General features: G+C 56.1%; 26 protein-coding genes. 9 read left to right on the forward strand and 17 right to left on the reverse strand.

The genetic code is table 11. The features are described from left to right. Positions 1-79: 79 nt before the first annotated feature. From K5Y30_RS02925 to K5Y30_RS02940, 4 genes are all read right to left on the reverse strand, one after another. Complete coding sequence (locus K5Y30_RS02925; RefSeq protein WP_222210459.1) at positions 80-1462, reverse strand: Xaa-Pro peptidase family protein; 1383 nt, start codon at positions 1460-1462, stop codon at positions 80-82. A 590-nt stretch (positions 1463-2052) separates the two neighbouring features. Beyond that, positions 2053-3345, reverse strand: coding sequence for a sorbosone dehydrogenase family protein (locus K5Y30_RS02930; protein WP_222210460.1), 1293 nt, complete (start codon positions 3343-3345; stop codon positions 2053-2055). Then, a complete protein-coding gene (locus tag K5Y30_RS02935; protein ID WP_101764462.1) occupies positions 3342-3764 on the reverse strand; it encodes a DUF2231 domain-containing protein in 423 nt (140 codons plus the stop codon). Before K5Y30_RS02935 ends, K5Y30_RS02930 begins: the two co-directional genes overlap by 4 nt. A gap of 130 nt (positions 3765-3894) precedes the next feature. Beyond that, on the reverse strand, positions 3895-5010 hold the full coding sequence (locus K5Y30_RS02940; protein WP_222210461.1) for an ABC transporter substrate-binding protein: 1116 nt from the start codon (positions 5008-5010) through the stop codon (positions 3895-3897). A gap of 323 nt (positions 5011-5333) precedes the next feature. Between K5Y30_RS02940 and K5Y30_RS02945 the strand changes: the two genes are divergently transcribed. Genes K5Y30_RS02945 through K5Y30_RS02970 form a run of 6 tightly spaced genes read left to right on the forward strand, consistent with a single transcriptional unit; the run spans position 5334 to position 11716 of the window. Further along, complete coding sequence (locus K5Y30_RS02945; protein WP_222210462.1) at positions 5334-6488, forward strand: mandelate racemase family protein; 1155 nt, start codon at positions 5334-5336, stop codon at positions 6486-6488. A gap of 60 nt (positions 6489-6548) precedes the next feature. Beyond that, positions 6549-8180, forward strand: a complete 1632-nt coding sequence (locus K5Y30_RS02950; protein WP_222210463.1) for an ABC transporter substrate-binding protein — start codon at positions 6549-6551, stop codon at positions 8178-8180. Then, positions 8177-9202, forward strand: a complete 1026-nt coding sequence (locus K5Y30_RS02955; protein ID WP_222210464.1) for an ABC transporter permease — start codon at positions 8177-8179, stop codon at positions 9200-9202. Before K5Y30_RS02950 ends, K5Y30_RS02955 begins: the two co-directional genes overlap by 4 nt. Beyond that, the gene (locus tag K5Y30_RS02960) at positions 9199-10104 is read left to right on the forward strand and encodes an ABC transporter permease (RefSeq protein WP_176972282.1); all 906 of its coding nucleotides are present in this window, start codon (positions 9199-9201) and stop codon (positions 10102-10104) included. The genes K5Y30_RS02955 and K5Y30_RS02960 overlap by 4 nt, the downstream gene beginning before the upstream one ends. Then, entirely contained in the window at positions 10076-10942 is an 867-nt protein-coding gene (locus tag K5Y30_RS02965; protein WP_222210465.1) for an ABC transporter ATP-binding protein, read from the forward strand. Before K5Y30_RS02960 ends, K5Y30_RS02965 begins: the two co-directional genes overlap by 29 nt. 18 nt (positions 10943-10960) lie before the next feature. Then, positions 10961-11716, forward strand: a complete 756-nt coding sequence (locus tag K5Y30_RS02970; protein ID WP_222210904.1) for an ABC transporter ATP-binding protein — start codon at positions 10961-10963, stop codon at positions 11714-11716. A gap of 596 nt (positions 11717-12312) precedes the next feature. On the opposite strand, the gene K5Y30_RS02975 is transcribed toward K5Y30_RS02970, so the two are convergent. Then, positions 12313-12951 carry an RpiB/LacA/LacB family sugar-phosphate isomerase gene (locus K5Y30_RS02975; RefSeq protein WP_222181961.1) on the reverse strand — a complete coding sequence of 213 codons (639 nt, stop codon included), beginning with the start codon at positions 12949-12951 and terminating at the stop codon, positions 12313-12315. A gap of 128 nt (positions 12952-13079) precedes the next feature. On the opposite strand from K5Y30_RS02975, the gene K5Y30_RS02980 reads away from it, so the two are divergent. Next, positions 13080-13409, forward strand: coding sequence for a cupin domain-containing protein (locus K5Y30_RS02980; RefSeq protein WP_222181960.1), 330 nt, complete (start codon positions 13080-13082; stop codon positions 13407-13409). Positions 13410-13425: 16 nt separating this feature from the next. Here K5Y30_RS02980 and K5Y30_RS02985 read toward each other — a convergent pair whose 3' ends face one another. The 12 genes from K5Y30_RS02985 to K5Y30_RS03040 all read right to left on the reverse strand — a co-directional run bounded on the left by K5Y30_RS02985 (position 13426) and on the right by K5Y30_RS03040 (position 22968). Further along, the gene (locus K5Y30_RS02985; protein ID WP_222210466.1) at positions 13426-13923 is read right to left on the reverse strand and encodes a protein disulfide oxidoreductase; all 498 of its coding nucleotides are present in this window, start codon (positions 13921-13923) and stop codon (positions 13426-13428) included. Further along, on the reverse strand, positions 13920-14642 hold the full coding sequence (locus K5Y30_RS02990; protein ID WP_222210467.1) for a DsbA family protein: 723 nt from the start codon (positions 14640-14642) through the stop codon (positions 13920-13922). Before K5Y30_RS02990 ends, K5Y30_RS02985 begins: the two co-directional genes overlap by 4 nt. Next, on the reverse strand, positions 14642-16642 hold the full coding sequence (locus tag K5Y30_RS02995; RefSeq protein WP_222181957.1) for a protein-disulfide reductase DsbD: 2001 nt from the start codon (positions 16640-16642) through the stop codon (positions 14642-14644). Before K5Y30_RS02995 ends, K5Y30_RS02990 begins: the two co-directional genes overlap by 1 nt. Positions 16643-16691: 49 nt before the next feature. Further along, on the reverse strand, positions 16692-17048 hold the full coding sequence (locus K5Y30_RS03000) for a hypothetical protein (RefSeq protein ID WP_222181956.1): 357 nt from the start codon (positions 17046-17048) through the stop codon (positions 16692-16694). Positions 17049-17188: 140 nt separating this feature from the next. Beyond that, positions 17189-17983, reverse strand: coding sequence for an SDR family NAD(P)-dependent oxidoreductase (locus K5Y30_RS03005; protein WP_222181955.1), 795 nt, complete (start codon positions 17981-17983; stop codon positions 17189-17191). Between the two features lie 124 nt (positions 17984-18107). Beyond that, positions 18108-18692 (reverse strand): glucokinase, encoded by a 585-nt coding sequence (locus tag K5Y30_RS03010; RefSeq protein WP_110866091.1) that lies wholly within the window; start codon positions 18690-18692, stop codon positions 18108-18110. Further along, positions 18689-19126 carry a PTS sugar transporter subunit IIA gene (locus tag K5Y30_RS03015; protein ID WP_101764476.1) on the reverse strand — a complete coding sequence of 146 codons (438 nt, stop codon included), beginning with the start codon at positions 19124-19126 and terminating at the stop codon, positions 18689-18691. Before K5Y30_RS03015 ends, K5Y30_RS03010 begins: the two co-directional genes overlap by 4 nt. 9 nt (positions 19127-19135) lie before the next feature. After that, positions 19136-19405, reverse strand: a complete 270-nt coding sequence (locus K5Y30_RS03020) for a hypothetical protein (protein ID WP_222210468.1) — start codon at positions 19403-19405, stop codon at positions 19136-19138. 62 nt (positions 19406-19467) lie between these two features. Further along, positions 19468-20310, reverse strand: coding sequence for a class II fructose-bisphosphate aldolase (locus K5Y30_RS03025; protein WP_101764478.1), 843 nt, complete (start codon positions 20308-20310; stop codon positions 19468-19470). Continuing rightward, on the reverse strand, positions 20297-21670 hold the full coding sequence (locus tag K5Y30_RS03030) for a PTS sugar transporter subunit IIC (protein ID WP_008110085.1): 1374 nt from the start codon (positions 21668-21670) through the stop codon (positions 20297-20299). Before K5Y30_RS03030 ends, K5Y30_RS03025 begins: the two co-directional genes overlap by 14 nt. Next, a complete protein-coding gene (locus K5Y30_RS03035; RefSeq protein ID WP_008110086.1) occupies positions 21663-21977 on the reverse strand; it encodes a PTS sugar transporter subunit IIB in 315 nt (104 codons plus the stop codon). Before K5Y30_RS03035 ends, K5Y30_RS03030 begins: the two co-directional genes overlap by 8 nt. Before the next feature lie 10 nt (positions 21978-21987). Beyond that, positions 21988-22968, reverse strand: coding sequence for a 6-phosphofructokinase (locus tag K5Y30_RS03040; protein WP_101764479.1), 981 nt, complete (start codon positions 22966-22968; stop codon positions 21988-21990). A gap of 434 nt (positions 22969-23402) precedes the next feature. Between K5Y30_RS03040 and dld the strand changes: the two genes are divergently transcribed. Continuing rightward, the gene (gene dld / locus K5Y30_RS03045; RefSeq protein WP_222210469.1) at positions 23403-25103 is read left to right on the forward strand and encodes a D-lactate dehydrogenase; all 1701 of its coding nucleotides are present in this window, start codon (positions 23403-23405) and stop codon (positions 25101-25103) included. 182 nt (positions 25104-25285) lie between these two features. Beyond that, positions 25286-25636 (forward strand): type II toxin-antitoxin system RelE/ParE family toxin, encoded by a 351-nt coding sequence (locus tag K5Y30_RS03050; protein ID WP_222210470.1) that lies wholly within the window; start codon positions 25286-25288, stop codon positions 25634-25636. The last annotated feature ends 1 nt before the right edge of the window (position 25637 follow it).

Below are 25637 nucleotides of genomic sequence, written 5' to 3' on the forward strand. Positions count from 1 at the left end.
GTCACCATAAATGGCGACCCTACGACGATATAGCACGATTTTGTAGGGTCGCCATTCATGGCGACCTCAGCTAATAACATCAACTCACCACGCTCAACGCCAAATCCTTCGCCAAAAAGAACGGCCTTAAATACGCCACGCTATTCGACAGCGGCAAGATTTCATCGCTGAGCTGAATGCCGATGGTTTCCCGCAGATAACGGCGGCGGGTTTCGATGCGCTGCCACAACGCCGGATAATGGTTGCGGATATCGCTTTGCAGCGCCGCATCGGCAAGCACCACGCACTCTTCGGCGCTGGCACCGTTATAACCCGGCACCGACGGGATGATATCAATTTGCAGCAACATGCCGCTTTTCAGCCGTTCGGTTGAATGGTGATAAATCGGCGACGACATCCACTCTTCATCCGCCACCAGATGTCCCGGATTGAGGTGCCAGCCAAAACGGGCTTTTGGCAAAACCTGCTCGATAAGCTGATACAGCTCGCCACCGCTCATGCCGCAGCGAATGTTTTCCAGCCACGCCACCACCGCCGAGAAATAGGGTTTGGCGATGCGATCCAGATAATCTTGCTGGCCTGGCGGCAGCTCGCTGTGATCGGCGATGACGAAGCCGCTGCGGCTGGAGAGTCCGCCTTTGAAGGCGGTGGTTAGCGAGAGCGGATCGCCGCGCTGCACTTTTTTGTAAGTCGGATAGAAATTCGCCTTGTCGAAACGGCTGCCGGTCGCGGCGATGGTCACCACCGTGTTGCATTGCCCTTCGGCGTGCAGTAACGCGCCCAATTCTGTTTCACGCACGCCCACCTCGATGGCATTCAGCGCCTCCAGCATGCACTTTGACGCGAGGTTTGCGCCATATTCGTAATGGGCGATTTCATTGGCATTGCAGGTGGTGCGCACGCCGTTATCGCCAATAAACAAGTGGATGGCATTTTCTAACATGCCGTCATCGCTGAGCGTGCGCTGAATGGCATCGACAATAAAGTACGGCAGATCAAACATCGCACGCCCATTGCCGGCGGCGGGCGTAAACATCTTCCAGCCCACCAGCCCGACTTTATGGCCGTTCGCTAAGCCAGCATCTTTGAAGAGACTTTCCAGCGGCACTTCATTGTCCATGGGCTGATTGGGAAGTGAGAAGTACGGCGTGTGCAGCAGCGCGGCCGCTGTGCGTGAGAAGCACGCCATTTTCAGGTTTTCGTTGCCCAGCACCAGCGTGCAAGCTCCGGTGTGATTCAGTAGCAGCAATCCCTCTTCAAAACGCGGGATAAATCCGCTCAGATATTCGAAATTGCCGCCGTGTTCCTTGTCGGCATAGATCACCAGCCAGTCAAAACCCTCGCGCTGCATGCCCGCCAGCAGCGCGTTCTTGCGCTGCACAAGCGTATCATCGGTGAGAAAAACCGGTTCAACGTCGCTGAACGTCATCGGCGCGGTAATCGGCCCGAACGTGATTGCCATGATGCACTTCCTCGCATTACAGAATGAGATGAGGATAGTCGCGTTTTTAGCGCAGCGGATTTTGATCCACGCGAAAAAAGGCGGAGGGGTGAGCTCCGCCTTGTCTCAAGTTCCAGTCAGTGTGCCTGACCGGTCAGTTGCAAAAGGGCAACGATGATTTGAAGAATGATGCGGACGATGTCCAGCAGCAATCGAACAAGTTCCATCACTTTCCTTCTCCTCTGAGAGGAGCGCGCCTTTCAGCTGCCGGGGCTTTGACTCCACCCGCCGACCGCCTAAGCACAATTGTGAGGAGTGCTGAGCGGCTCTCATTGTAAAAGCCACAGGCCAGCACCACCTGAAACCTGCCGGGATTTAACTATCCGCGCCCCTGGAGTCATCAGAAAAACAATGAGGCTTCGCTCGTCACTCAACACCTGTATAACCATACAGTATTATGGCAAAACTTGAAATATCTCGCCGCACATTTTATTATCGCTGTTGTGAGGAGTGCTGAGCACCCCGTTCGCGGCGCGGTTACCAGCCGGTTAGCGAACATAAAAAAAAGGATTTGGCTTAATGCCAAATCCTTTTTTATTACCTGCGATTAATTATCTGGCGGAACTGATACGCCAAATGGTATTTCCCGCATCATCGGCAATTAATACGCCGCCCTGCTGATCGGTGGCTAAACCGACCGGCAAACCGCGCACCTGCTTCTGATCGTCGGTGAGGAAACCGGTCACCACCGGCTGCGGTCGTCCCACCGGTTTTCCGTTCTCGAATTTCACCCACACCACCTGATAGCCGTTGAGCGGCGTGCGGTTCCAGCTGCCGTGTTCGCTGATAAACGCCCCGCCGCGATACTGCGGCATATTATCCGCGCCGTAGAACAACAGACCGAGCGGTGCGACGTGCGAACTCAGGGCGTAATCCGGTTTAATCGCCTTCTCTACCAGATCCGGCCTCTGCGGCTGCGCGCGCTCATCCACGTGCTGGCCATAATAGCTGTACGGCCAGCCGTAAAAGCCTTTGTCCTGCACCGACGTCATGTAATCCGGCACTAAATCAGAACCGATCTCGTCGCGTTCATTCACAATCGCCCACAGCTTGCCGCTCTGCGGCTCCCACTGCAATCCGGTGGGATTGCGCAGGCCGCTGGCATAAATCCGGCTGGCACCGCTGGCCGCATCCACTTCCAGCACCGCCGCACGGCGATACTCCTCGCCAATGCCGTTTTCCGTCACGTTACTGTTCGAACCTACGCCAACGTACAGCTTGCTGCCGTCGGGGCTGGCGAGCAGCGATTTGGTCCAGTGATGATTAATTGGCCCGCCCGGCAGCTCGGTCACTTCCACCGGCGGGGTGCGGATCTCGGTTTGCCCGGTTTCATACGGGAATTTCACCAGGCTATCGGCGTTCGCCACATACAGCGTGTTGCCCACCAGCTGCATACCAAACGGCGCCGTCAGGTTGTCGATAAAGCGATGTTGCTCCCATTTGCCGTTAACATTACGCAGCAAGGTAATGCGATTACCGCCCTCGCCGCCCTTGCCAGAGGCTTTCTGCACAATGCCCATAATCAGCTGCTTCGGTGCGGTAGTCGGTTTCGGTGTGCCATTGGATTCCGCCACCAGCACATCATTGTTCGGCAGCACCAGCACCTGACGCGGATGCTGCAGATTGTCGGCGATCTTTTCGATCTTTAACCCGTCTGCCACTTTCGGCATTTCACCGGCTTTCCACGGCGTGCCTTCCGGCACCTGCATCGGCGGCATAAAGAAGTTTTGCGCCTGCGGCAGTTCAGGATTCGCACCGATTTGCTTTTGAGGATCGATCAGCGCCCCGTCGTCACAGGCGCTGAGCAGCATCGCGATGGCTACCGCACTGAGTAAGTGTTTCATACGCGACCTCCTTGCGTGCGACGTTCGCGCAACACCAGTTGCACGTTGGCAATGAGCAGCAGCGCCACCACCAGCGTCGACAGCGTGATGCCCAGTGGCACCACCGCGTAAGCATCACGACTGTGAATAAAGGCGTTCACCACCGCCAGCACGATCGCCAGCAGCGACAGCCAGAAATGGGTTTTCTCGGTCGGCCGCGCGCCACGGAATAAATAAACCAAACTGATTAAACGTGGCAGGATGGCCAGCACCAGACCGATAGTGATCAGCCAACTGGCGGATTTGGTCCACATGATGACGAAGGTTTGCAAATAGAGGATATCGAAAAACCAGGCGGCGACAAAAAAGCCCAGCGGCAACGGTTCCAGCAGCGTATACAACGTCACACCGAACACCGATCTTCCTGAGGTATGAAACATTACTCTCTCCCTTACCGTATTATTGTCAGATGGTGCACGCGTTTCGCTTTTATAAAACAACGTGCAGCCACCTGTGAAATATTAGTAAAGATAAACAGTAACGTTTAACACTTATCTAACACACTCTAACTTAAGACTTATCTGCCGGCAGGCTTACCCAATAACCCGGTTGATACGGCAAGGGCAAGAATTTTTCGTGGAACTCACGGAACGTGGCGTCCGGATCGAGATCGGCAAACAGTTCAGGATGCAGCCACTTCGCCAGCGCCTGAATCGCGACAAACTGATACGGGCTGTCGTAGAACTGATGCCAGATGGCATGCGCGTTACCGTTGTGCGCCACCGGCAGTGTTTTGAAGGCATCACGCATCATTAGCAGGCGTAAACGCGCCGTCGCTTCTTTCACATCCGCACCGGGCCCCACGCCAACCCATTTACCCACGGTGTTGTAGTTTTTCCAGTTCGCGCCTGTCACCACCACCACATCGGGACGGCTGGCGATGATCTGCTCGGGATTGAGTGTGCCGAAGGTGCCCGGAATCAACGCTTTGGCAATGTTGCTGCCGCCCGCCAGTTCCACCATCTGACCAAAGTTCTCGTTACCAAACGACATGCAGCACTCATCGGTATAGCCGCCAGCACGATCAATCATCACTTTCGGGCGCGTGCCGTTAAAGTTTTTCAGGCGATCGGTTACCTTTTCGATTTGCGCACGGCGGAACGCCACGATCTCTTCGGCGCGCTGCGGATTGTTAACCAGCTCGCCCATGATGCGGATGCTTTGCTCAGCATGTTCCATCGGCTTCTCGCGGAAGTCGATAAACACCACCGGCACGCCCACCGCTTGTAACTTCTCGATCAGCTTGCCTTCGTCGGTCGCGGCTTTGGATTCGAGGTTCATCAGCACCAAATCGGGCTTCAGCGTCAGCGCCTGCTCGACGTTAAAGGTGCCATCTTTCGCGCCACCAAAGGTCGGCAGCTTTTTGATCTGCGGATATTTCTTTTCGTACGCCATATAGCCGTCGTAGTCGGCTTTATGGAAATCGTCACGCCAGCCCACCACGCGCTGGAACGGCGCAGCGGTGTCAAACGCCGCCAGCAAATACATCTGACGCCCTTCGCCGAGAATGATGCGTTTAGACTCCTCCTTGACCTCGACCTGTCGTCCAGCCACATCGGTAATGGTTTTCGCCGCAACGTGACCCGTCACCGCCAGTAATCCCAGTGCTATCAGCCATGATTTCATTTAATACACCTAGAATGATAATGATTATTATTTAAATTTCGCGGCGTCACTATTACCTGGCAGACAGGAAATGAAAAGCCCTGGAGACACATTTTTTTACATTCCCCGCGCTTTTTCCCACTGTGCAATCGCTCACAAAATGCCCTTCATTCGTGAAAAACCTCACAGCTTACCGGGCAAATGCCCAATTAATCGCCGCGCTATCCCGCGCTTTGGCTAATGCGTAAACAAAATGTGAACGCTAAATTACAAAATGAAACGATGTTTTATTTTTATGTTAATGCCTAATTTGGGCAAGCCACTGAGTTGAAGGAGGAGTTACCGTGAAGATCAGTGCCATTGATGTCACCCTGTTTAGCTACCCCACGCGACGCGTCTCTGACAGCGCCGGACATTCGCATCCCGGCGCAGAGACCGATGCCCAAATGGCGCTGCTAACGATCGCCAGCGAAGATGGCGATTGCGGCTACGCGTTTGCCCCCGCCGAAGTGATTCGGCCGCATGTGGTGAACGCCTTCTTCCGCAAAGTGCTGATTGGGCAAAATGCCTTTGATCGCGAGCGTCTGTGGCAGGATCTGGTGCACTGGCAGCGCGGTAGCGCCCATCAGCTCACCGAACGTGCGTTATCGGCGGTGGAACAGGCGCTGTGGGATTTGATTGGTCGCAAGCTCAAACAACCGGTCCACAAACTGCTTGGCGGTTATCGCGAGAAAATTCCCGCTTACGGCAGCACCATGTGCGGCGATGAGCTGGAAGGCGGTTTATCCACGCCCGATGAATACGCGCAGTTTGCCGAAAAACTGGTCGCGCGCGGTTATCAGGCCATCAAACTGCACACCTGGATGCCGCCGGTTTCTTTCGCGCCAAGCACCCAAATGGACATCAAAGCCTGCGCCGCTGTGCGCGAAGCGGTCGGCCCGGACATCGCCCTGATGCTCGACGGCTATCACTGGTACAGCCGCAGCGAAGCGCTCACCATCGGTAAAGCGCTGGAAAAACTCAATTTCGCCTGGTTCGAAGAGCCGATGGAAGAGGAAAGCATGGCGTCGTACGCGTGGCTGGCGGAAAACCTCAGCATTGACGTGCTCGGCCCGGAAAGTCTCGGCGGCAAACACCACAGCCGCGCCGATTGGGTGCGCGCCGGTGCCTGCGACATTCTGCGCGCCGGTGCTAACGGCGTCGGCGGCATCTCCGCCACCATGAAGGTCGCCAGCCTGGCCGAAGCCTTTGGTATGGATTGCGAAGTACACGGCAACGGCGCCGCCAGCATCGCGGTGGTCGGTGCTATCCGCAACTGCCGCTGGTACGAACGCGGTCTGCTGCATCCGTTCCTCGATTACGAACAGCCGCCGGCTTATCTCAACTCGCTGGTCGATCCCATGGACGCAGAGGGTTTTGTCCATCTGCCAACGCGTCCCGGACTTGGGGAGGACATCAATTTCGCGTGGATTGAGACGCACACGTTAAATCGCTGGTAAGCGCCCAACACAAGCAGTACGGCAAAAAACTATAAACCTCTGACCTGCTGGACTTTGCTTATGAACCTGATGAACCCCTGCAGAGCGTGGTGCGCCGCGCTGCTGCTGCTCACCTGTAGCCCGTCGCTGCTGGCGGCCACGCCAGACGACCAGCTGATTGTGGGCATGAACATGAATAACCTGCTCACACTCGATCCCGCCGCCATGACCGGCAACGAAGTGGTCGGCATTGTCGTCAATCTTTATGACGGTTTAGTCGAATTAGATCCGCAACAGCTCACCAACGTGCGTCCCGCGCTGGCGGAGCGTTGGGAGATCAGCCCCGACAATCGTCAACTCACCTTTCACCTGCGTGACAATGTCACCTTCCACTCCGGTAACCCGTTGAGCAGCGCCGATGTGATCTGGTCGATGCGTCGCGTGCTGCACCTTAATCTGGCGCAGGCCTCAGTATGGAAGTCTTACGGCTTCAGCAAAGAGAACGTGGATCAGATGATCAGCGCGCCGGATGCGCGCACGGTGGAGATTCGCCTGCCCAAGCCTAACGATCCCAAGCTGGTGCTCTACTCGCTGGCGGCGCTCGGCAGCATGGTGGTGCTCGACAGCAAAACCGTGCAGGCGCAGGCGGTGAATAACGATTGGGGCAATCGCTGGCTCACCACTCACGAAGCGGGTTCCGGGCCGTTCCGCCTGGATGTGTGGCAGGCCAAAGATGTGCTGCGCATCAGCCGCGATGCCCACTACTGGCGCGGTGCACCGAAGCTGACGCGCGTGGTGTTCCGTCATCTGCAGGAGTCGCAAACCTTGCGGCTGATGATGGAGAAAGGCGATCTCGATGTTGCCAGCAACATGGCGATCCCCGATGTAAAAGCGCTGCGCCACGATCCCGATCTCACCATCGACGCGGTACAAAAAGGCACGATTTATTACCTGGCGATGAGCATGAAGGACGATCACTTCGCCCATCCGCAGGTACGCGAAGCGCTGCGTTATCTGGTGGATTATCAGGGGATTAACAAAACTCTGATGGCCGGTTACGGCACGCTGCATCAGCGGCCAATTCAAGCCGGCATGCCGGCAACGCTGCCCGATCCTGGCTACAAGCTGGATGTGCCGCGCGCCAAAGCCTTGCTGGCCGCCGCCGGTTATCCCAACGGGTTTGATACCACGCTGCGCGTGCTGGCCGATCAGCCGTTCCTCAATGTCGCCATCGCGATTCAGTCCACGCTGATGCAGGGCGGCATTCGCGCCAAAATCATTACCGGCACCGGTAACCAGATCTACGGTGCGATGCGCGATCGTCAGTTCAATCTGCTGGTCGGGCGCGGCGGCAGCGGCGTGGAGCCGCATCCGCACTCCAGCCTGCGCGCGCTGGTGTACAACCCCAACAACGCCGACAGCGCGCGCCTCACCAATTTTCAGGGCTGGCGCACCGGTTTTTATGACGCGCAGCTGAACAGCATGATCGATAAAGCGCTGCTGCAGCGCGATGTAAAACAGCAGCAGCAGGATTATTTTGCTATCCAGCAGCGCTACGACCAGCTGATTCCGGCACTGATGCCAATCTCGCAAATGACCGATTCGGTGGTGGTGAATAATCGGGTGCAGGATTACGTGCCGCATCCATCGGCCACCACTTTCCTGCGTGACGTATGGAAAACGCCAGACAGCCTGGCGGGAGGTGCGCAATGAAGCTGACAAAAAGCCACTGGCGACGCCTGCGTAGCCGCACCGTTCAGGTGGCGATCACGCTGTTTGGCCTGCTGCTGCTGACCTTTTTTATTGGTCGTGTGATGCCGCTCGATCCGGTGCTGGCGATTGTCGGGCCGGATGCCGATCACAATACTTATCAGCAGGTTTATCACCAGCTCGGCTTCGATAAACCGCTGTGGGTGCAGTTTGGTATCTATCTGCAAGGCCTGCTGCACGGCAACCTCGGGCTGGCGCTGATGACCGGGCAGCCGGTGATCAACGATATCCTGCGCGTCTTCCCGGCCACGGTAGAACTGGCGACGCTGGCGATTGTGATTGGTACCGGCCTCGGCATCCCGCTGGGCGTGTGGGCCGCCGCACGCCGCAACAGCGTGATTGACTATCTGGTACGCATCATCAGCCTCGCCGGCTACTCCACGCCGATCTTCTGGGTGGGTATGGTCGGCCTGTTGCTGTTTTATGCCCATCTCGGCTGGGTTGGCGGCGCGGGCCGTGTTGATTTCAGTCTCGATGGCATTGTGCCGCGTCGCACCGGTTTTCTGCTGATCGACGCCTTGCTGGTGGGCAACTTTACGGTGTTCAGCAATGCACTCAATCATCTGATTCTGCCCGCATCGCTGCTCGGTTTTCACTCGCTGGCCTACATCAGCCGCATGACGCGCAGCTTTATGCTGGCGCAGCTGTCGCAGGAGTTCATTTTGACGGCGCGGGTGAAAGGTCTCAGCGAATGGCAGGTGATTTGGCAGCACGCGTTCCGCAATATTCTGGTGCAGCTGCTGACGGTGGTGGCGCTGGCGTACGGCTCGCTGCTGGAAGGCGCGGTGCTGATTGAAACCGTGTTCTCATGGCCCGGTTTTGGGTCCTATCTCACCGGCAGTTTGATGCTCGGCGATATGAATGCGGTGATGGGCTGCGTGCTGGTGGTCGGCCTGATATTCGTGCTGCTCAATCTTCTCTCTGACCTGCTCTATCAGGTGTTCGATCCGAGGACCAAAGTATGACGATTTCTCTCGATACGCCGTTAGCCAGCCAGACGCGCGAACGGCTGGCGCGCTGTCGCCGCACCGGCGCGCGCATCGGCCATTTTCTCTGGCAAATGGCGCGCAACCCGCTAACCGCGATTGGCGGCGGCATCATTTTGCTACTGCTGGTGGTGGCGCTGTTCGCACCCTGGATCGCGCCCTACCATCCGCTGATTCAGGACCTCAACAATGCGCTGACGCCGCCCAACGCGCAGCACTGGTTTGGCACCGATGAGTTTGGCCGCGACATCTTCAGCCGTCTGGTGTGGGGCGCGCGCATCACGCTGTATATCGTGCTGCTGGTGTCGATCACCGTGGGTCCGCTGGGCTTGCTGCTCGGCGTCACCGCCGGTTACTTCGGCGGCAAAGTGGATAGCGTGTTGATGCGCGTCACCGACATCTTCATCTCCTTCCCTAGCCTGGTGCTGGCGCTGGCGTTTGTCGCCGCGCTCGGTCCGGGGCTGGAGCATGTGGTGATCGCCATTACGCTCACCGCCTGGCCGCCGATTGCGCGACTGGCGCGCGCTGAAGCACTGTCGCTGCGTCAGGCCGATTTTGTCTCCGCGGTGCGCTTACAGGGCGCCTCGTCATTGCGCATTTTGTGGAAACACATTGTGCCGCTGTGCCTGCCGTCGGTGATTATCCGCATCACCATGAATATGGCGGGCATCATTCTCACCGCTGCCGGACTCGGTTTTCTCGGTTTGGGCGCGCAGCCGCCGGATCCGGAATGGGGTGCGATGATCGCCAGCGGCCGCACATACATGCTGGAGTGTTGGTGGGTGGTGACGGTGCCAGGTCTGGCGATTCTGATCAACAGCTTAGCGTTCAACTTTTTAGGAGATGGCTTACGTGACATCCTCGATCCCCGCAGCGAATAGCGCTGCACCGTTGCTCGACGTGCAGGATTTACAGGTCAATTTCGTCAATGGTCGCCTGGTGACGCCCGCCGTACGCGGCATCTCCTTCCAGTTGGGCAAGGAGAAACTGGCGATTGTGGGCGAATCCGGTTCCGGCAAATCCACCGTTGGCCGCGCGCTGTTACAGCTGCATCCGCGCAGCGCGCAGGTCACGGCGCAGCGCATGCAGTTTGGTGACGTGGACCTGCTGCGTGCCACGCCGGCACAGATGCGCGCCATTCGCGGCAAGCGCATCTCCATGATTATGCAGGACCCGAAATACTCGCTGAATCCGGTGGTGCGCGTGGGCGAGCAGATAGCTGAAGCGTGGCGCAGTCATCATCCCGGCCAGCGCGACGTTGCGCGGCAGCGCGCAATGGAGATGCTCGACGTGGTGCAGGTGCGCGATCCGGGCCGCATCTATCAATGTTATCCGCACGAGATTTCCGGTGGTCAGGGCCAGCGCGTGATGATCGCAATGATGCTGATTACCGATCCCGAACTGCTGATTGCCGACGAACCCACTTCGGCGCTGGACGTTTCGGTGCGTTTGCAGGTGCTGGCGCTGCTGGACGATTTGGTGAAACAGCGCGGTCTGGGGCTGATTTTTATCAGTCACGACATCAATCTGGTGCGGCGTTTCTGTGACCGCGTGCTGGTGATGTATGCCGGGCGCGTGGTGGAGTCGCTGGCTGCCAGCGAACTCGATCAGGCGCAGCATCCCTATACGCAGGGCCTACTCGCCGCGCTGCCCGATATGGACCAGCGTCGCGCCCGTCTGCCGGTGCTGCAACGTCAGGCCAGCTGGCTGCAACCCTAAGGAGCAATGATGAACGAGATGATCCGCGTAAGTAATCTCAACCTCAGTTTTGGTGAGGAGGAGCGGCGTAATCAGGTGCTGTTCGACGTCAATTTGTCGATTCGCGAGGGTGAAATTTTTGGCCTGGTTGGCGAATCCGGATCGGGCAAAACCACGGTATTGAAGTGCCTCGCCGGGCTGTTTACCCATTGGCACGGTGAGCTGGCGATTGATGGCGTGCCGCTGGAGCATCGTATCGCGCGCGAGCGCTGCCGCAGCGTGCAGATGGTGTTTCAGGATCCGTACGGATCGCTGCATCCGCGCCACACCATCGGCGATATTCTTGAGGAGCCGCTGCAGATTCACTGCATCGGCCAGCGCCAGCAGCGCGTCATCGCCATGCTGGAGAAGGTTGGACTCAATCGCGCCTGGCAAACCCGCTATCCGCATCAGCTGTCCGGTGGTCAGCGCCAGCGCGTAGCCATTGCTCGCGCGCTGATCCTCGAACCGCGCGTGCTGCTGCTGGATGAACCGACCTCGGCGCTGGATGTTTCGGTGCAAGCGGAGATCCTCAATCTACTCAGCGATTTGCAGCAGCAGGAGAAGCTGACCTATTTGATGGTGACGCACGATCTCGGCGTGGTGGCGCATCTGTGCCATCGCGTGGCGGTGATGCAACACGGCAAAGTGCTGGAGACGCTGGATGTCGATGCGCTGGTGCATAACCGCGCGCAGGTGGCGTATACGCAGATGCTGGTGGATGCGAGTCGGCAGGATAACGGGGTGTTGGCGTAGGGTCGCCGTTTATGGCGTAATCCTTGCTGATAAGAAAGCATTTTGCTTTAAATCTGTTGCGGGCTCTGACACATCTGCTGCGTCACGGGCCGTCCTCGCGCCGCTAGCGCGGTGCCTTCGGCTTCCACGTTGTGCCAACGGACCGTTCGCGGATCGGCCTTCCCTGGCCGACCCCGAACTGCCTCGCGCATCCATGCGCGAGGCTCCTGGCCCAACGTAAAAGCCTCAGCGCTGCGAATAGCCCTTTTGCCGCAGCAGACGCGCCAGCGCCTCTGGCAAAGGTGCCCTTTTCAATAACACGCACCGGCCTGCGTACTCGTCACTGGCTTAACTGACATGCATTACGTCATCTGTGGTGACTTGAATGAACCATTGAGACGTCTGCAACGGTTGGTCCGGCAGGATAAATACGCGTTACTGTTGAATCGAAGGGATAACAAAAACGAGTGCTTCACTGACTCTGAAGCTGCCTAACTCTTAGCGTTTTCTCCGATACTTACTCCGACATTTTTCCGACATTTTGATGCCGGAGTGCAAATGAAGAAGGACATAAACAACAAAGCCAGGTTTCCCTGGCTTTGCTCAAACCGTATTGACTACTGCGTCAGTTCACGGACAAAGCGCACAATCTCCTGATTCTGCCCATGCTCAAACAGGCAATGCTGCAGGCGCGGGCCGCTCACTGCGGTCTTCACCAGCTCAGGATCGATAGCACGCAGTGAATCGAGGTAATTCTCTTTCAGCAGCGCCGCTTTCACTTCGTTCAGAATGCCCGCATTGCGCACCTGCGGCTCTTTGCGCTCAGGCGGATAGCCGTGCCCTTTTTCACCGGTGAAGGCCTTTTCGAAGATAAAGCGCAGATTGAGTTCCGCGCCCCAACCGAAGCCTTTGGCGAACGGCAGCGACAGCGCATTCCCGTTGTTGATTTGCGCAAACAGGTAGGCATCCGCCGGATCGATGCAATAGCCACACACCACGCCGGGATGCAGGTTCAGCGACATCAGCGCGCCCTGGCCGGTACCGCAACCGGCTACCACGAAGTCCACCGCTTTGCTGTTAAGCAGTACGTTGGCCATGATGCCGAGGTGAATATAGGTAAGATGGTGATCCTGTTCGTCGCTCATACCGACGTTAAACACCTGATGCCCGAGCGGTTGCGCCACAGACTGAAGCTCTTTCAACACCGTTGCGTTCTTCGCAGCCTGGCTGTTTTCCATCATCAAAGCGATTTTCATGATCCATCCTCAGATTAAATTGAAACACCGTTTCATTTTAATCAAAGATCGTTAAAATGCAGCCTTTAATTGCCTTTTTGACTGTGAGTTAAGTCACACATTGACGATGCAACCTGCAAGGAGAAACCATGTTTATCTATAAAAGCGCAACCCAACTGGACGATTTAGGCAACGGCGTGACGCGCCGAATTCTGGCGCACGGCGGCACCATGATGGCGGTGGAAGTCACCTTTGAGCAGGATGCTGTCGGTCCGCTGCATCACCATTCGCATGAGCAGCTCACCTATGTGTTGTCTGGACGTTTCGCTTTCACCATTGATGGCGTGACGAAGGAAGTCGGCGCTGGCGATACGCTGTATAAAGCGCCGAACATTGTGCACGGCTGCGTGTGTCTGGAAGCGGGCGTATTGCTGGATACCTTTACGCCACAACGCGAAGATTTTCTGGCGGCACCGTAACGTGCCGCCAGAACGATTAACAGGAAGCCCACCAGAGTCGTAGCTTCAGCCCCCAACCGCTGGTCCAGCCGCTGCTGGTGCTAATGACTTTGCCCTGATGCAGCACGATAAAGGTCGGCGTGGCGTTGATATCCCAGCGCTGGCCGATCGCCCCGCTCTCATCATTGATCGCCACGCCTTGCAGCCCTTTCTTCTCCAGCCAGGTTGCCACGCGCGCGTCACTGCCGGAACGCAGCGCCACGCTCACCACCTTGTCACCTTCCTGACTCATCGCCGCCACGGTTGGTGTGGTGAGTTTGCACACGCCACACCAGGTTGCCCAGACGTACACCAGCAGTGGCCGATCCTGACTGAGTTCGGCCAGATTCACCTCGCCTTGCAGCGAGGTCAGCGGTTGTTGCGCCATGTCAGCAGGCAGCTGCGGTGCGCGCAGCCAATCCATGCCCCACAGCGCAGCCGCGACAATCAGCACTAGCAGCAGCGCCTCACGCAGCCAGCGCTTTAATCGACTCATTGCTTCGCCTGCAGCGCGCCTTTCACTGCCGCTTCCAGCTGCTCATACGGCACCGCGCCGCTGATCATCTGGTCGCCTACCAGCGTGGCTGGCGTGCCCTGAACGCCGAGCTGCTGCGCCAGCGTCAGGTTGCTGTTGATGGTATCGAGGCTCACTTTGCTTGGCTCTTTCAGCTTGATGCCGGTTTTCTCCAGCGCCGCGTCGATGCTGGCGGTATCGTGATTGCCCTTTTTCGCCATCAAACGCTCATGCAGCTTCAGGAAGTTTTTCGGCTGCTGCTCCCACACGGTGAGCGCCAGACGCGCCGAGGTGAGAGAGGTTTCAGCACGGTACGGCAGCGGTTTGATCACCACCGCTACCTGCGGATAAGCCTTAATCAGTTTTTCGATATCGGCTTCAAACTTCTTGCAGAACACGCAGTTGTAATCGGTGAAATAGACCAGCGTCAGCGCCGGTTTTTCAGCGCCAATGCGCGGTGAACCGGCGTCGTTGAACAGCGCATCGTGGTTTTTCTTCACCATCTGCGCCACTACGTTTTGCTGCTGTTGCGCTGCTTCTTTATCAAAGGCATCAGCGGCTTCCGCCAGAATCGACGGATTCTGCACCAGGGTTTCACGGATCAGTTCTTTGATGCGCGCTTCCTGCTCAGGCGTAAAAGGCGCGGCCGCCAGTGCAGGCATGGCAAGGAACATCAGTGGCAGTAACAGGGATTTCTTCATTATTTTTTCGCCTCAGAGAGAGTGGAGATCACCGCTTCACGACTCAGCAGCGGTGACAAAATCTGGCCTTGCGGCAGTGCCGGGCCATAAATTTGGTTGAAAGGGATCGCCACGCGGTCGCGGCGGCGCAGGAATTCACCAATGGCCGGATCGGGCTGCGTCCAGTCGCCGCGCAGCAGCACCACGTCATCGGCTTTGAGCGCAGCACGCACATCCGGCTGATTTAACACACGGGATTTATTCACTTTACAGGTGATGCACCAGTCGGCGGTGACATCGACAAACACCCGTTTATCCTGCTCGAGTGCCTGATGGATCGCCGCTTCAGTCAACGGCTGCCAGTGCAGCGTCTCCTCTTCCGGCGAGATACGCGTCATCAGGAACAGCGCTCCGGCCAGCGTCAAGGTGATAAACACCACGCCCGCCTGCTGCAGCGCGCGACGCTTCACCAGCCAGCCACACAACACCACGAGTAACACGCCCGCCAGCACCAGCGCGAAGGTGCTGCCCCTATGCGGCACCAGCAGAGTTACCAACCAGAAGGTCGCAAGCAGCATAAACAGGCCGAGCACAGTGCGCAGATGCACCATCCAGCGCCCCGGACGCGGCAGGCAGCGCGCCATGCCCGGTAACGCCGCCACCAGCAGCCACGGCAAACTCATGCCGACGCCAAGCGCGACAAACAGCAGCCATAGCTGCGGCAGCGGTGCCGTCAGCGCATAAGCCACCGCCGTACCAAGAAACGGCGCGCTGCATGGCGTGGCCAGCAAGGTGGCAAACGCGCCCTGGCCGAAGTGGCCGAGCAAGCCGTTGCCGCCCTGCGTCGCCAGTTTGGTATTCAAACCCGACGGCAAGCGGAAATGCAGCAGATCAAACAGGCTGGCGCTGAACAGGAACATCACCAGCACCATCACCAGCAGGAAGCCGCTGCTCTGGAACTGAATGCCCCAGCCCAACGCCTGACCGCTGAGCCGCAGTCCGGTCATCAGCAGCGCCAACAGCAGGAAGGAGAAAATGATACCGGCGCTTGAGGCGAGAAACTGCTGGCGCGTCTGGCGCTGCGTTTGCCCTTGCTGCTGCACCAGGCTGCTGAGCTTGATCGCCAGCACCGGCAACACGCACGGCATCAGGTTGAGGATTAAACCGCCGAGCAGCGCCAGCAGCAACACCGACCATAAGGTTTGCGCCGCATCGCCGGACACCAGCGTTTCCGCGCCGATATTTATCGCGCTTTGCTGCGCAATGCCAGCATCCGCAACCACCAGCGACAGCGTTTTACCGCGCAGATCCGGTGCCGCTTCGCCCCATTCATCGGTGACCGCTACGCGCGCGCTGAGTGTGTCGCCATTTACACGGATCGTCGGTGCCGCCAGCATGCTGCCCGGCGGATAATCGAAGAACAGTTCAGGCTGTTGCCAGCCGCCCTGGCGCTGTGCGCGGATCTGCAATTCGCCCTTAACAAAGCTGGCATTGAGTTGATCGGTTAAGCCGCTGGCCGCCGGGATGCGCCCCATCGCCTCGGCGAAATCGCGGGCAAAATGGGCGTCTGCGGGCTGCGTCAGATCGAGGCTGAACGGGAAGTCGGTAAGGATGCAGACGTCGCTGCAGGTCGAGAGCGTCAACGTTCCCGCAAGCTGCTGGCTCGACAGTTTCGCCAGCTCGATCGGCAGCGTGATATCGCCTTTATAGCCTTGCGTGGTCAAGCCGCTGACGTCAAAACGCTCGGGCGCTGGCCAGAACCATTGCGCCTTGACTTCCGGCGTTAGCCAGCGGATTTCCGGCGCAACGCCGCCTTCACCTGGCGTGCGCCAGTAGGTTTTCCAGCCGGGTTGCAGGCGAATATCCAGCAGCAGTTGCTGATTATCGTTGTGGCTGGCGCTGCGCAGGCGCACTTCGGCGTGGCTGTTTTGCGCATTGCGCAGCCAGCCGGTGTCTGCCGCCTGCGCAGTGATCGCGCAGCTCGCCAGCAGGAGCAGCAGGCTCCTGATCAATACAGTCATGTGAATTCTCCAGTGAATAACAGGGTTTACGCGATGTAACGCGCAGGTGTTATTCCCGGAAGACGCAAAAGGTCAGATGCCGCCGTCGCAGAGGCGGAAACAGCGGTGCGCGGCGATAGCCGACGCAAGTGGTGGTTTGTGTGAAAGTGGCGATCAGTGCCAGCAGCAACAGCAGGAAAGGCAATGCGGTATCAAGGATTGGCGCGGCGGCACTCAGCGATTTTGCGCTCAGCGCACAGGGCTTTTCGCTGCCGCTGGCATCATCACTGCTGTTGGTGTGCGCGGACGCGCTGACCTGCCCTAAAGGTACGGAAGGCAAATTGAAGCTGCGCTGGACGAGACAAAACGCCAGCACCAGACAAACCAGTGCCAGAATCCATTTTGCGCGTGATAGCGATATCGTCATGCCGCAGCCTCAGAGAAAAGTGCGGGCATTTTAAGCATCCGCAGCAGAAACACCAAGCTTTGCTGTGTAAACTTTTGTCTTTGTGGTGCGAGCGTCGTAGGGTCGCCATTCATGGCGACCTGGTCAATTACCACACCCGGCTAAACAATATCATCGACCACGCCGCCATCGACACGCAGCGCGGCACCGGACGTTGCCGATGCCTGTTTCGAACAAACGTACACCACCATATTCGCCACTTCTTCCACCGTGGCGGCGCGCTGAATCACCGAACTTGGCCGCTGCGCCATCACAAACTCTTTCGCCAGCTCTTCCAGCGGCTTACCGGTGCGCTTCACCTCATCTTCCATCATGGCGGCAAAGCCATCAGAGAGCGTTGGGCCGGGCAACACGCTGTTTACCGTCACGCCGCTACCCGCCACCACTTTTGCCAGACCGCGCGCCAGCGATAGCTGCGCCGTTTTACTCACGCCGTAATGCAGCATATCGGCGGGAATGTTCAAGGCTGATTCCGAGGAGATAAACACCACGCGGCCCCAACCACGCTGCACCATCTCCGGCAATAAAGCCCGCGACAGGCGCACGCCGGACATCACGTTGGTTTGCCAATAGGCGTCCCAGGTGTCGTCATCCACGTCATAAAAATCCTGCGGACCGTAAATCCCGGCGTTATTCACCAGAATATCGATTGGCGGCAAGCCATTAAGCAGCTGCATAACGCCCTGGGCATTGCCGAGATCGGCGATAAAGGTGTGAATTTTCGCCCCCGCCACTAAGCCGTTGAGCTTCTCGCGCGCACGACTCACCGATGCTTCGCTGCGGCCGTTCAGCACCACTTCCGCCCCGCTGGCAGCCAGACCTTGTGCAATGGCAAAACCGATGCCGCCGGTTGATGCAGTGACTAAGGCTGTTTTTCCGTATAAATCGATGTTCATGGCATTCTCCTGTGTGATCGTTATCACAAAAGCCTGGTTCAGACAGGAGAAGATGCCTTGACGAATCATGCGATGGCGGTGTCGGCCGCAGTGCTGATGTGCGTTCAGCCTGCTGCCGACATTTTCAGCCCGAGGCCGATAAAGCCGGTTGAGCGCTGATCGGCAGCCGCAGTTGACGCTGTAACCAGGCGCAGGCTGCCGCCTGATCCGGATTGCGTGCGTTAAGCTGCAACACCGGACCCAGCGCCATCGGTTGGGCGGTTTCTGCTAACTGGCGCAGTTCTGGCAGATACTCCGCGCCCGGATGTCCCGGCATGCGATCGGTTAAACGAGCCTGATAACGCGCTACCGCCTCATCCGGCGTGATCGCCAGCCACAGCTCCAGCACCCGCGTCACGCCCGCCTGCTGCAATCCCTGCTGCAGCACCTCTTTCGGCTGGAAGCCAAACCAGGCATCGATGACATAGATACAACGCGTCGGCGCTTGCGCCACCACTTGCCAGATCGCCTGATACGCCGCACAACCTAACTGGCGATTGCGCAGGCGATCCACCGGCGCAAAGCTGGCCATAAACGGCTCTTTCAGGCTATCCAGCGTCAGCACCGGAAAGCCGAAATGCTCGGCCAGCGCGCGCGTTAGCGTGCTTTTGCCGGAAGCCGGAATGCCATTCACCAGCACGACAATTTTCTCTTCAGTGTCGGTTGTCATAGGATTTCTATCACCTCCGCGGCACTGCTGGCCTTTCGCAATCGCACCAGCGTCTCCTCATCCTCCAGCAGCGTAACAATCGCGCGGATGCCCTCTTCAATGTGCGCGTTGCTGTCACGCGCACCGAACATAATCACGATGTCGGCTTTGTCACTGCCGTCGAATGAGATCGGCTCATCCAGCACAATCATGCTGAAACAATCTTTCAGCACGCCGGCCTCCGGCCGCGCATGGGGAATGGCGATGCCCTCCTCAAACACGTAATAGGCGCCATGCTCCAGCGTGTTAGCGATCACCGCTTCCGGGTAACTGGCTTTGATGTAACCGCCGTTCACCAGCGGCAGCGCCGCCAGCGCGATCACTTCGCGCCAATCCCTGGCGCTGATCCCCACCTGAATCGCACTTGCCTCCTGCAGCAGCTGTTTAATACTCATACTGCCTCCTTAAAACGATTTGCGAATGGTGTTACGCAGTTCATCAATTTTGACAAACAACGGATCAATTTCCTGACGATAGTGTCGACTTTTGGCAAAGATATTTAATGCACGATTATATTCCAGCATTAATTGTTTTTGCGTGTCTGTCGCCTGCGGATTATTGGCCAACTGTTTTTCCAGTTCGCTTATTTTCCCGCTGATGGTTTCAGCCTGAAGATCTATTTCCTGTGAATCCTGGCTCTTATTATCAGAGCCCTTTTTCAAGAATCCAAACATAGCATCTCCTGCCCCGAATGGCGCCGGGCACCTCAGGTTATTACGTCATGAGTAAGTCGGAATTAGCGGAACAGTTGAATCTTTTCTACCAGCACATTGGTCACGGCATCGTTGGCCGGCACAAGGAAATTACGCACGCTGTCGTTGACCTTGCCCTTTTCAAACGTCTGCTTGCAGTTCGCAACCCACTGCACATTCATCTCGGTGCCGACATTCACTTTTTCAATCCCGCTGCGCACCGCAAGACGCATATCTTCATCGCTGACGCCGGTACCGCCGTGCAGCACCAGCGGCGTTTTAGTGGCATCGGTAATTTCCGCCAGGCGCTGATGCTGAATATGGGCTTTACCGGTGTACAAGCCGTGCACCGTGCCGATGGAGATCGCCAGCATATCGACGCCGGTTTCATCGACAAAGCGTTTGGCTTCATCGACGGTGGTAAACGCCGCATCGTTCATTTCCACCTCTTTGCCATCTTCCGAACCGCCAATCGCGCCCAATTCCGCCTCAACCGAAACCGCCAGCGGGCGCGCCATATCAATAACACGGCGCGTATTGGCGATGTTCTCTTCAATCGGTAAATGTGAACCGTCATACATAATTGAACTGAAGCCCGCATCCAGCGCGGTTTGGATAGCGTCTAAATCCGAACAGTGATCGAGGTGCAAACAGGTCGGCACGTTACGGCTTTCCGACAATGAGCGAATGGCATCTACCAATAATTTATGTCCGAGATATTTGGCGGTTCCGGTTGAGATCTGAATCATTAATGGGCTATTGGTTTTCTCCGCTGCTTTAAAAAAGGCGGGCAACATTTCCAGGCAGTGCAAATTAAAGGAACCGAGCGCTTTAAATTCACGTTCTTTAGCCACCTGTAACAGATCGGTAAAGTTATAAAGTTTCATGGAGCTTTTCCTCATGGGATTTAGACTTGGTGGATTTTCCGTTAACAAACCAGGCGATGAGAGTAATAAAGGCGATAAACAGCGCGACGAACAGCCAGTTATTCTGGAATGCATGGCCGAGCACCAGGCCGGTACTGATGACATCCGAATCACTGAAGGTGACGCCGGTAAAACCGTAGCTTTCCAGCATTGGCACCAGAATCGCCGGCAGGAAGGTAATGAACAGACCGTGCACGAAACCGCCGATCATTGCGCCGCGACGCCCACCGAGCGCATTACCGAACACGCCTGCGGTGCCACCGGCAAAGAAGTTAGTCAGCAATCCTGGCAGAATCATCGCCAGACCAAACATCGGGAACACCAGCATGCCAACCACCGAACCCAGCGTGGTGGCGAGGAAGCCGACGATCACCGCGTTCGGGGCGTACGGGAACATCACCGGGCAGTCGAGCGCCGGTTTTGCATCCGGCACCAGACGCATGGCAATGCCGCGGAACGCCGGCACCAGTTCGTTCAGCAACAGACGCACGCCGCTATACAGCACGAACACACCGCACACGAACTGAATCGACTGCATAAAGGCGTACATCAGGTAGTTCATGCCGTTGCTGTACTGGCCGATAAATTCCGGACCGGCGGCGACCGCAGGGATCAGGTACATCGGCACCATCACCACCGCCATCGACAGATAGGTGTCCTGCAGGAATTTAAAGTTATCGGGCAGTTTGAGATCTTCGGTGGAGCGCGACCCTTTGCCCACCACCTTTGCCACCGCCGCCGTCAGCAGATAGCCGATGGTGCAGAAGTGCCCGAGCGCCACGTCGTCGGAATCGGTGATGCGGCGCACCACCGGTTGAGCCAGCGCAGGCATCACCACCGCCATAATGCCGCCAAAAATGCCGCCGGTAAGGATCAGAGGTAAACCTGTCAGCCCCGCTTTGTAGCCAATCACCGCACCAATCGTCGCCATCCACAGCAGCGCCTGACCGGTAAGGAAGATGTATTTGAACGGTGTCAGACGCGCAATGATGATGTTGACGATAAAGATCACCAACAGCGTCAGCGCCACTTCTGAACCCAGCTCGCGGTTTGCTAACCCGGCAATGGCGGCAACGTCGGTGATATAACCCTGCATGCCAAAGCCGTGGGTGAAAATGGTGTTCAGGAAGGTCAGCGTACCGACAATAATGTTGATACCGGCCATCATAATTAAGAAACCGAGCAGGGTTTTAAAGGTGCCTTCCACCACCTTGCCCGCCGATTTTTTTTGCAGTAGCAGACCAATCAGGGCAATAAAGGCGATCAGTATCGATGCCTGCCCCAATAAGTCTTTTACCAGGAAGTCGATGACACTATTCATGATTAGCAACCTTTAAGTTACGTTCTTTCATAAACGCCACGATTTTCTCTTCAATTTCTGCTTTGTCGGTCAGCTTATTGAGAATAATCACCCGCTTGATCTGTTCCGGGCTGGCATCGGCATTTAACACATCAGCAAAGGCTTTCTGAGTTAAAATCATGTCGGATTTAAAGGCGTTGGCTTCAGAAATGGTGGTGTGATCAATATCAGCATCAATTTCGAGTTTCTTTAATACTGACTTGGCGCTCATTTCAATCGCAAAGCTTGAACCCAAACCACATCCACAGACACATAATATTTTCAGCATGGCTATTTCCTCACAGAATTTGCAGTTGTTTAGCGAGTTTATAATGATGCCCTTCCGTATCGACCAGGCGTTTTTTCATGCTTATTAAATCAATCGGAATCGGTCGATTACTGCCATTAATAATCACCGCTTTATTGCGCATTCCCGACTGAATACAACGCGCGACTTCACTGGCCATAATGGTGCCCTGATAAATCTCTTCACAGGTAGGATCGCCATTACGCAGGCCATAACCGATAATCGTTTTACGAATACGCACACCAATTAACGGTTCAATTTGTTTAATTAAGGTATCAATAGCGCCCTGAAAGCCCGGCGAATATTCACGGGTATAGCCTTCCGAGCACAAAATTATCACGCTGTTCTGCGCCGCCAGCCGCTGCGTGATGCGTTCCGCCAGCTCCTGCGGTGCAATCTGGCATTCCGGTATCAGCGCGAAATCGGCATTGGATTTGATCGCTGACTGCAAGGTTAATTCACCGCAATAACCGCCCAGCAGCTCCACCATAAATACACGACCGGTTAAGGCGCGGCCGGTATTACGTAACTTCGCCACCTCTTTTAACACCTGCTCACAGGCGGTGGAGAAACCGATGCTGTAATCACTGCCAAAGACATCGTTATCGATGGTCATGCCGACGCCAAAACAGTTGACACCAAATTCGCTCAGCGTATGCAGGAATTGTAATGAACCATCTCCGCCCGCCATAATTAATACATCGATGCGCAGCGACTTAAGGTGTTTGGCGATCATCTCATATTCCGGGCGAATTAATTTCCTGCTGGTTCGTCCCGATTGCATCACCGGAATAGCGGCGATGGCGTAATCCACTAAATCACGTTGGGATATTTCCTGATGATTGTTTTCCAGCAAACCTGGAATACCACCATTAAATAACACCATTTCCGCTTGAGTTAAGCGCGATATTTGATACACAAAGTTATTAATCCCGGTGACATCGCCACCGCTGATCACCATGCCAATTCTCATTGTCATCATCCTTTATGCTGTGCGTCTGGAATTCATTCTTCCGATTAACCGCATTGTTATTTGCAACGAATGTCACACTTTTGCGATGAATTTCCCGAGTGAGATAATTGACAGCATCCAACAAAGGCTTATTTTTGTGATATAAATCACATGGCATTTTTCACCTTAAAACCTTAATAACAAATAAAATCATAGGTTTATATTTATTTTGCGCAGTGAAATCAGCAAACCAAATAAACGCGCCCTTGGCGATTTTTATTTCGATCTATTTTGTGATTTCCCGCGCATTTTTATCGGTTCCTGCCGGTTATTCCGTAAAGTAAAAAGGGATAATGATTCCGTGCGTTATTTACGCGTCAGGGCCAGTGAATGATTGACTCAGTGCAGCTGCGCTTGTCCAATACCGTGGCAGATAAAGAATAAAGAAGAGAAAAATGAGCATGCAAAAGGATATTTTGCTTAAGTTGGCCGCGGTGGTGGGTGACAAACAGTTATTAACCCATGCGGATGATAAAGCCTGGTACATAAAGGGGTTCCGCGTCGGGCGCGGTGACGCGCTGGCGGTGGCGTTACCGCAAACCTTGTTGCAGCTGTGGCAAACACTGCAGGTGTGCGTGGCGCACGATGTGATTGTGTTGATGCAGGCGTCAAATACCGGCGTCACCGGCGGCTCAACGCCCGACGGCAATGATTACGACCGCGATATCGTGATTATCAGCACCCGCCAGCTCAAAGGCGTGCAGGTGATCGATCAGGCGCGCCAGGTGATCGCCTTCCCCGGCACCACCTTGACTGAACTGGAACAAACCTTACAGCCGCTCGGTCGAGAGCCGCACTCGGTGATTGGATCATCCTGCATCGGCGCGTCGGTGGTCGGCGGGATCTGTAATAATTCCGGTGGCTCGCTGATTCGGCGCGGCCCCGCGTTTACCGAAAAATCCTTGTTCGCCCGTATTCATGAGGATGGTCGCTTAGAGATGGTTAATCACCTCGGCATCGAGTTGGGCGACACGCCAGAAGTGATGCTGGCAAATCTCACGCAGCAGCAGTATCAAACCGGCGAGCAAGCCGATTGGCAGGGTAAAATCTGGGCCGATGACTACGCCGACCGCTTACGAGATGTGACCGCGGATTCCCCAGCACGCTTCAATGGCGATCTGCGCTACCTGCACGACAGCTCGGGCAGCGCCGGTAAAGTGGTGGTTTTCGCTGTACGCTTGCCCACCTTCGAAGCCAGCGCCGGCAGCGACACCTTCTACATCGGCACTAACAATGAGAACGTGCTGGTGGCGCTGCGCCGTTTCCTGCTAACCGAAATGAGCGAACTGCCGCTGCAGGCGGAATATATCCATCGCAATGCCTTCGATTTAACCGTGCGCTACGCCAAGCATATGTATCTGGCGATTCGCAAACTGGGCCCGCAGGCCATTCCGCAGATGATGGCCAATAAAGCCAAATGGGATGTGCGCGTCAGCCACCTGAAATTCCTGCCGCGCAATGTTGTTGATCGGGTGCTGCAATTCTTCAACCAGCTGACGCCGAGCTTTATCGCGCCGCGCATCATGGATTACCGCAGCGAGTATCAACATCATCTGATGATCAAAGTAGAGTCGCCGCAAACCGCCGAGTTGCAGAGTTTACTGCAGCAATTCTTTGCTGAGCAGCCAGGCGGCTTTTTCCATTGCAATACGCGTGAAGCGGCAGATGCATTTTTGGTGCGTTTCGGCGTGGGCGGCTGCACCATTTCCTACTGCGACGCGCTGGGTTACAACCCCAACGAGCGGCTGGTGGCGTTTGACGTGGCGCTGCGTCGCAATGATGACGCGTGGCGTTTGACGCTGCCCGATCATCTGGCGGCGCAGGTACAGGTTGATTCGTGCTGCGGGCACTTCTTCTGCTTCGTCAATCATCAGGATTACGTGCTGAAACCCGGCTACGACGCAAAAGTGTTTAAGGAAGAGGTGAAACGGTATCTGGAACAGCGCGGCGCGAAATATCCCGCCGAGCACAATGTCGGGCACCTTTATCAGGCGTCGTGTGAGCATGTCGCGCATTGGAAACAGCTTGATCCCACCAACAGCTGTAATCCAGGGATTGGTAAAACCAGTAAGAAGAAGTTTTGGCGGGAAATGTAGCAGCGGCAACCAGGTCACTCTAAATGGCGCCCCTACGAGATTTATGGCGAATCAATTCGCGTACGCTTCGGTTGAAATCGTATTTGTGAGCGAAAGTGACTTCACACCATCAATGTCCGGATTGATTTCATAGCCCAAAAGCTATAACTTATCCCATAGCAAATAAGCTATGGGATGGCATTATGTGGGAAATATTAACAACGGATGTTTTTGAACAGTGGTTTGTGGCGCAAAGTGAAGCACTACGTGAAGACATGTTAGCGGCGATGACGATTTTAGGAGAGATGGGACCACAACTTGGCCGCCCCTATGTCGATACATTAAAGGGTGGCGAATTCCCTAATCTGAAAGAGCTGCGCGTTCAGCACGCCGGTAAGCCCATCAGAGCCTTTTTCGCTTTTGATCCGGTGCGACGCGCTATCGTGTTATGCGCTGGAAATAAGACCGGTTTTAACCAAAAACAATTTTACCGAACAATGATTCGCCTCGCTGAAGTGGAATACTGCAAGCATTTGGCGCGGATGGAGGGATAAG

The sequence above is a fragment of the Pantoea sp. DY-5 genome (assembly GCF_019795955.1).
In the GTDB taxonomy this organism is placed as follows: Bacteria; Pseudomonadota; Gammaproteobacteria; order Enterobacterales; family Enterobacteriaceae; genus Pantoea; species Pantoea leporis.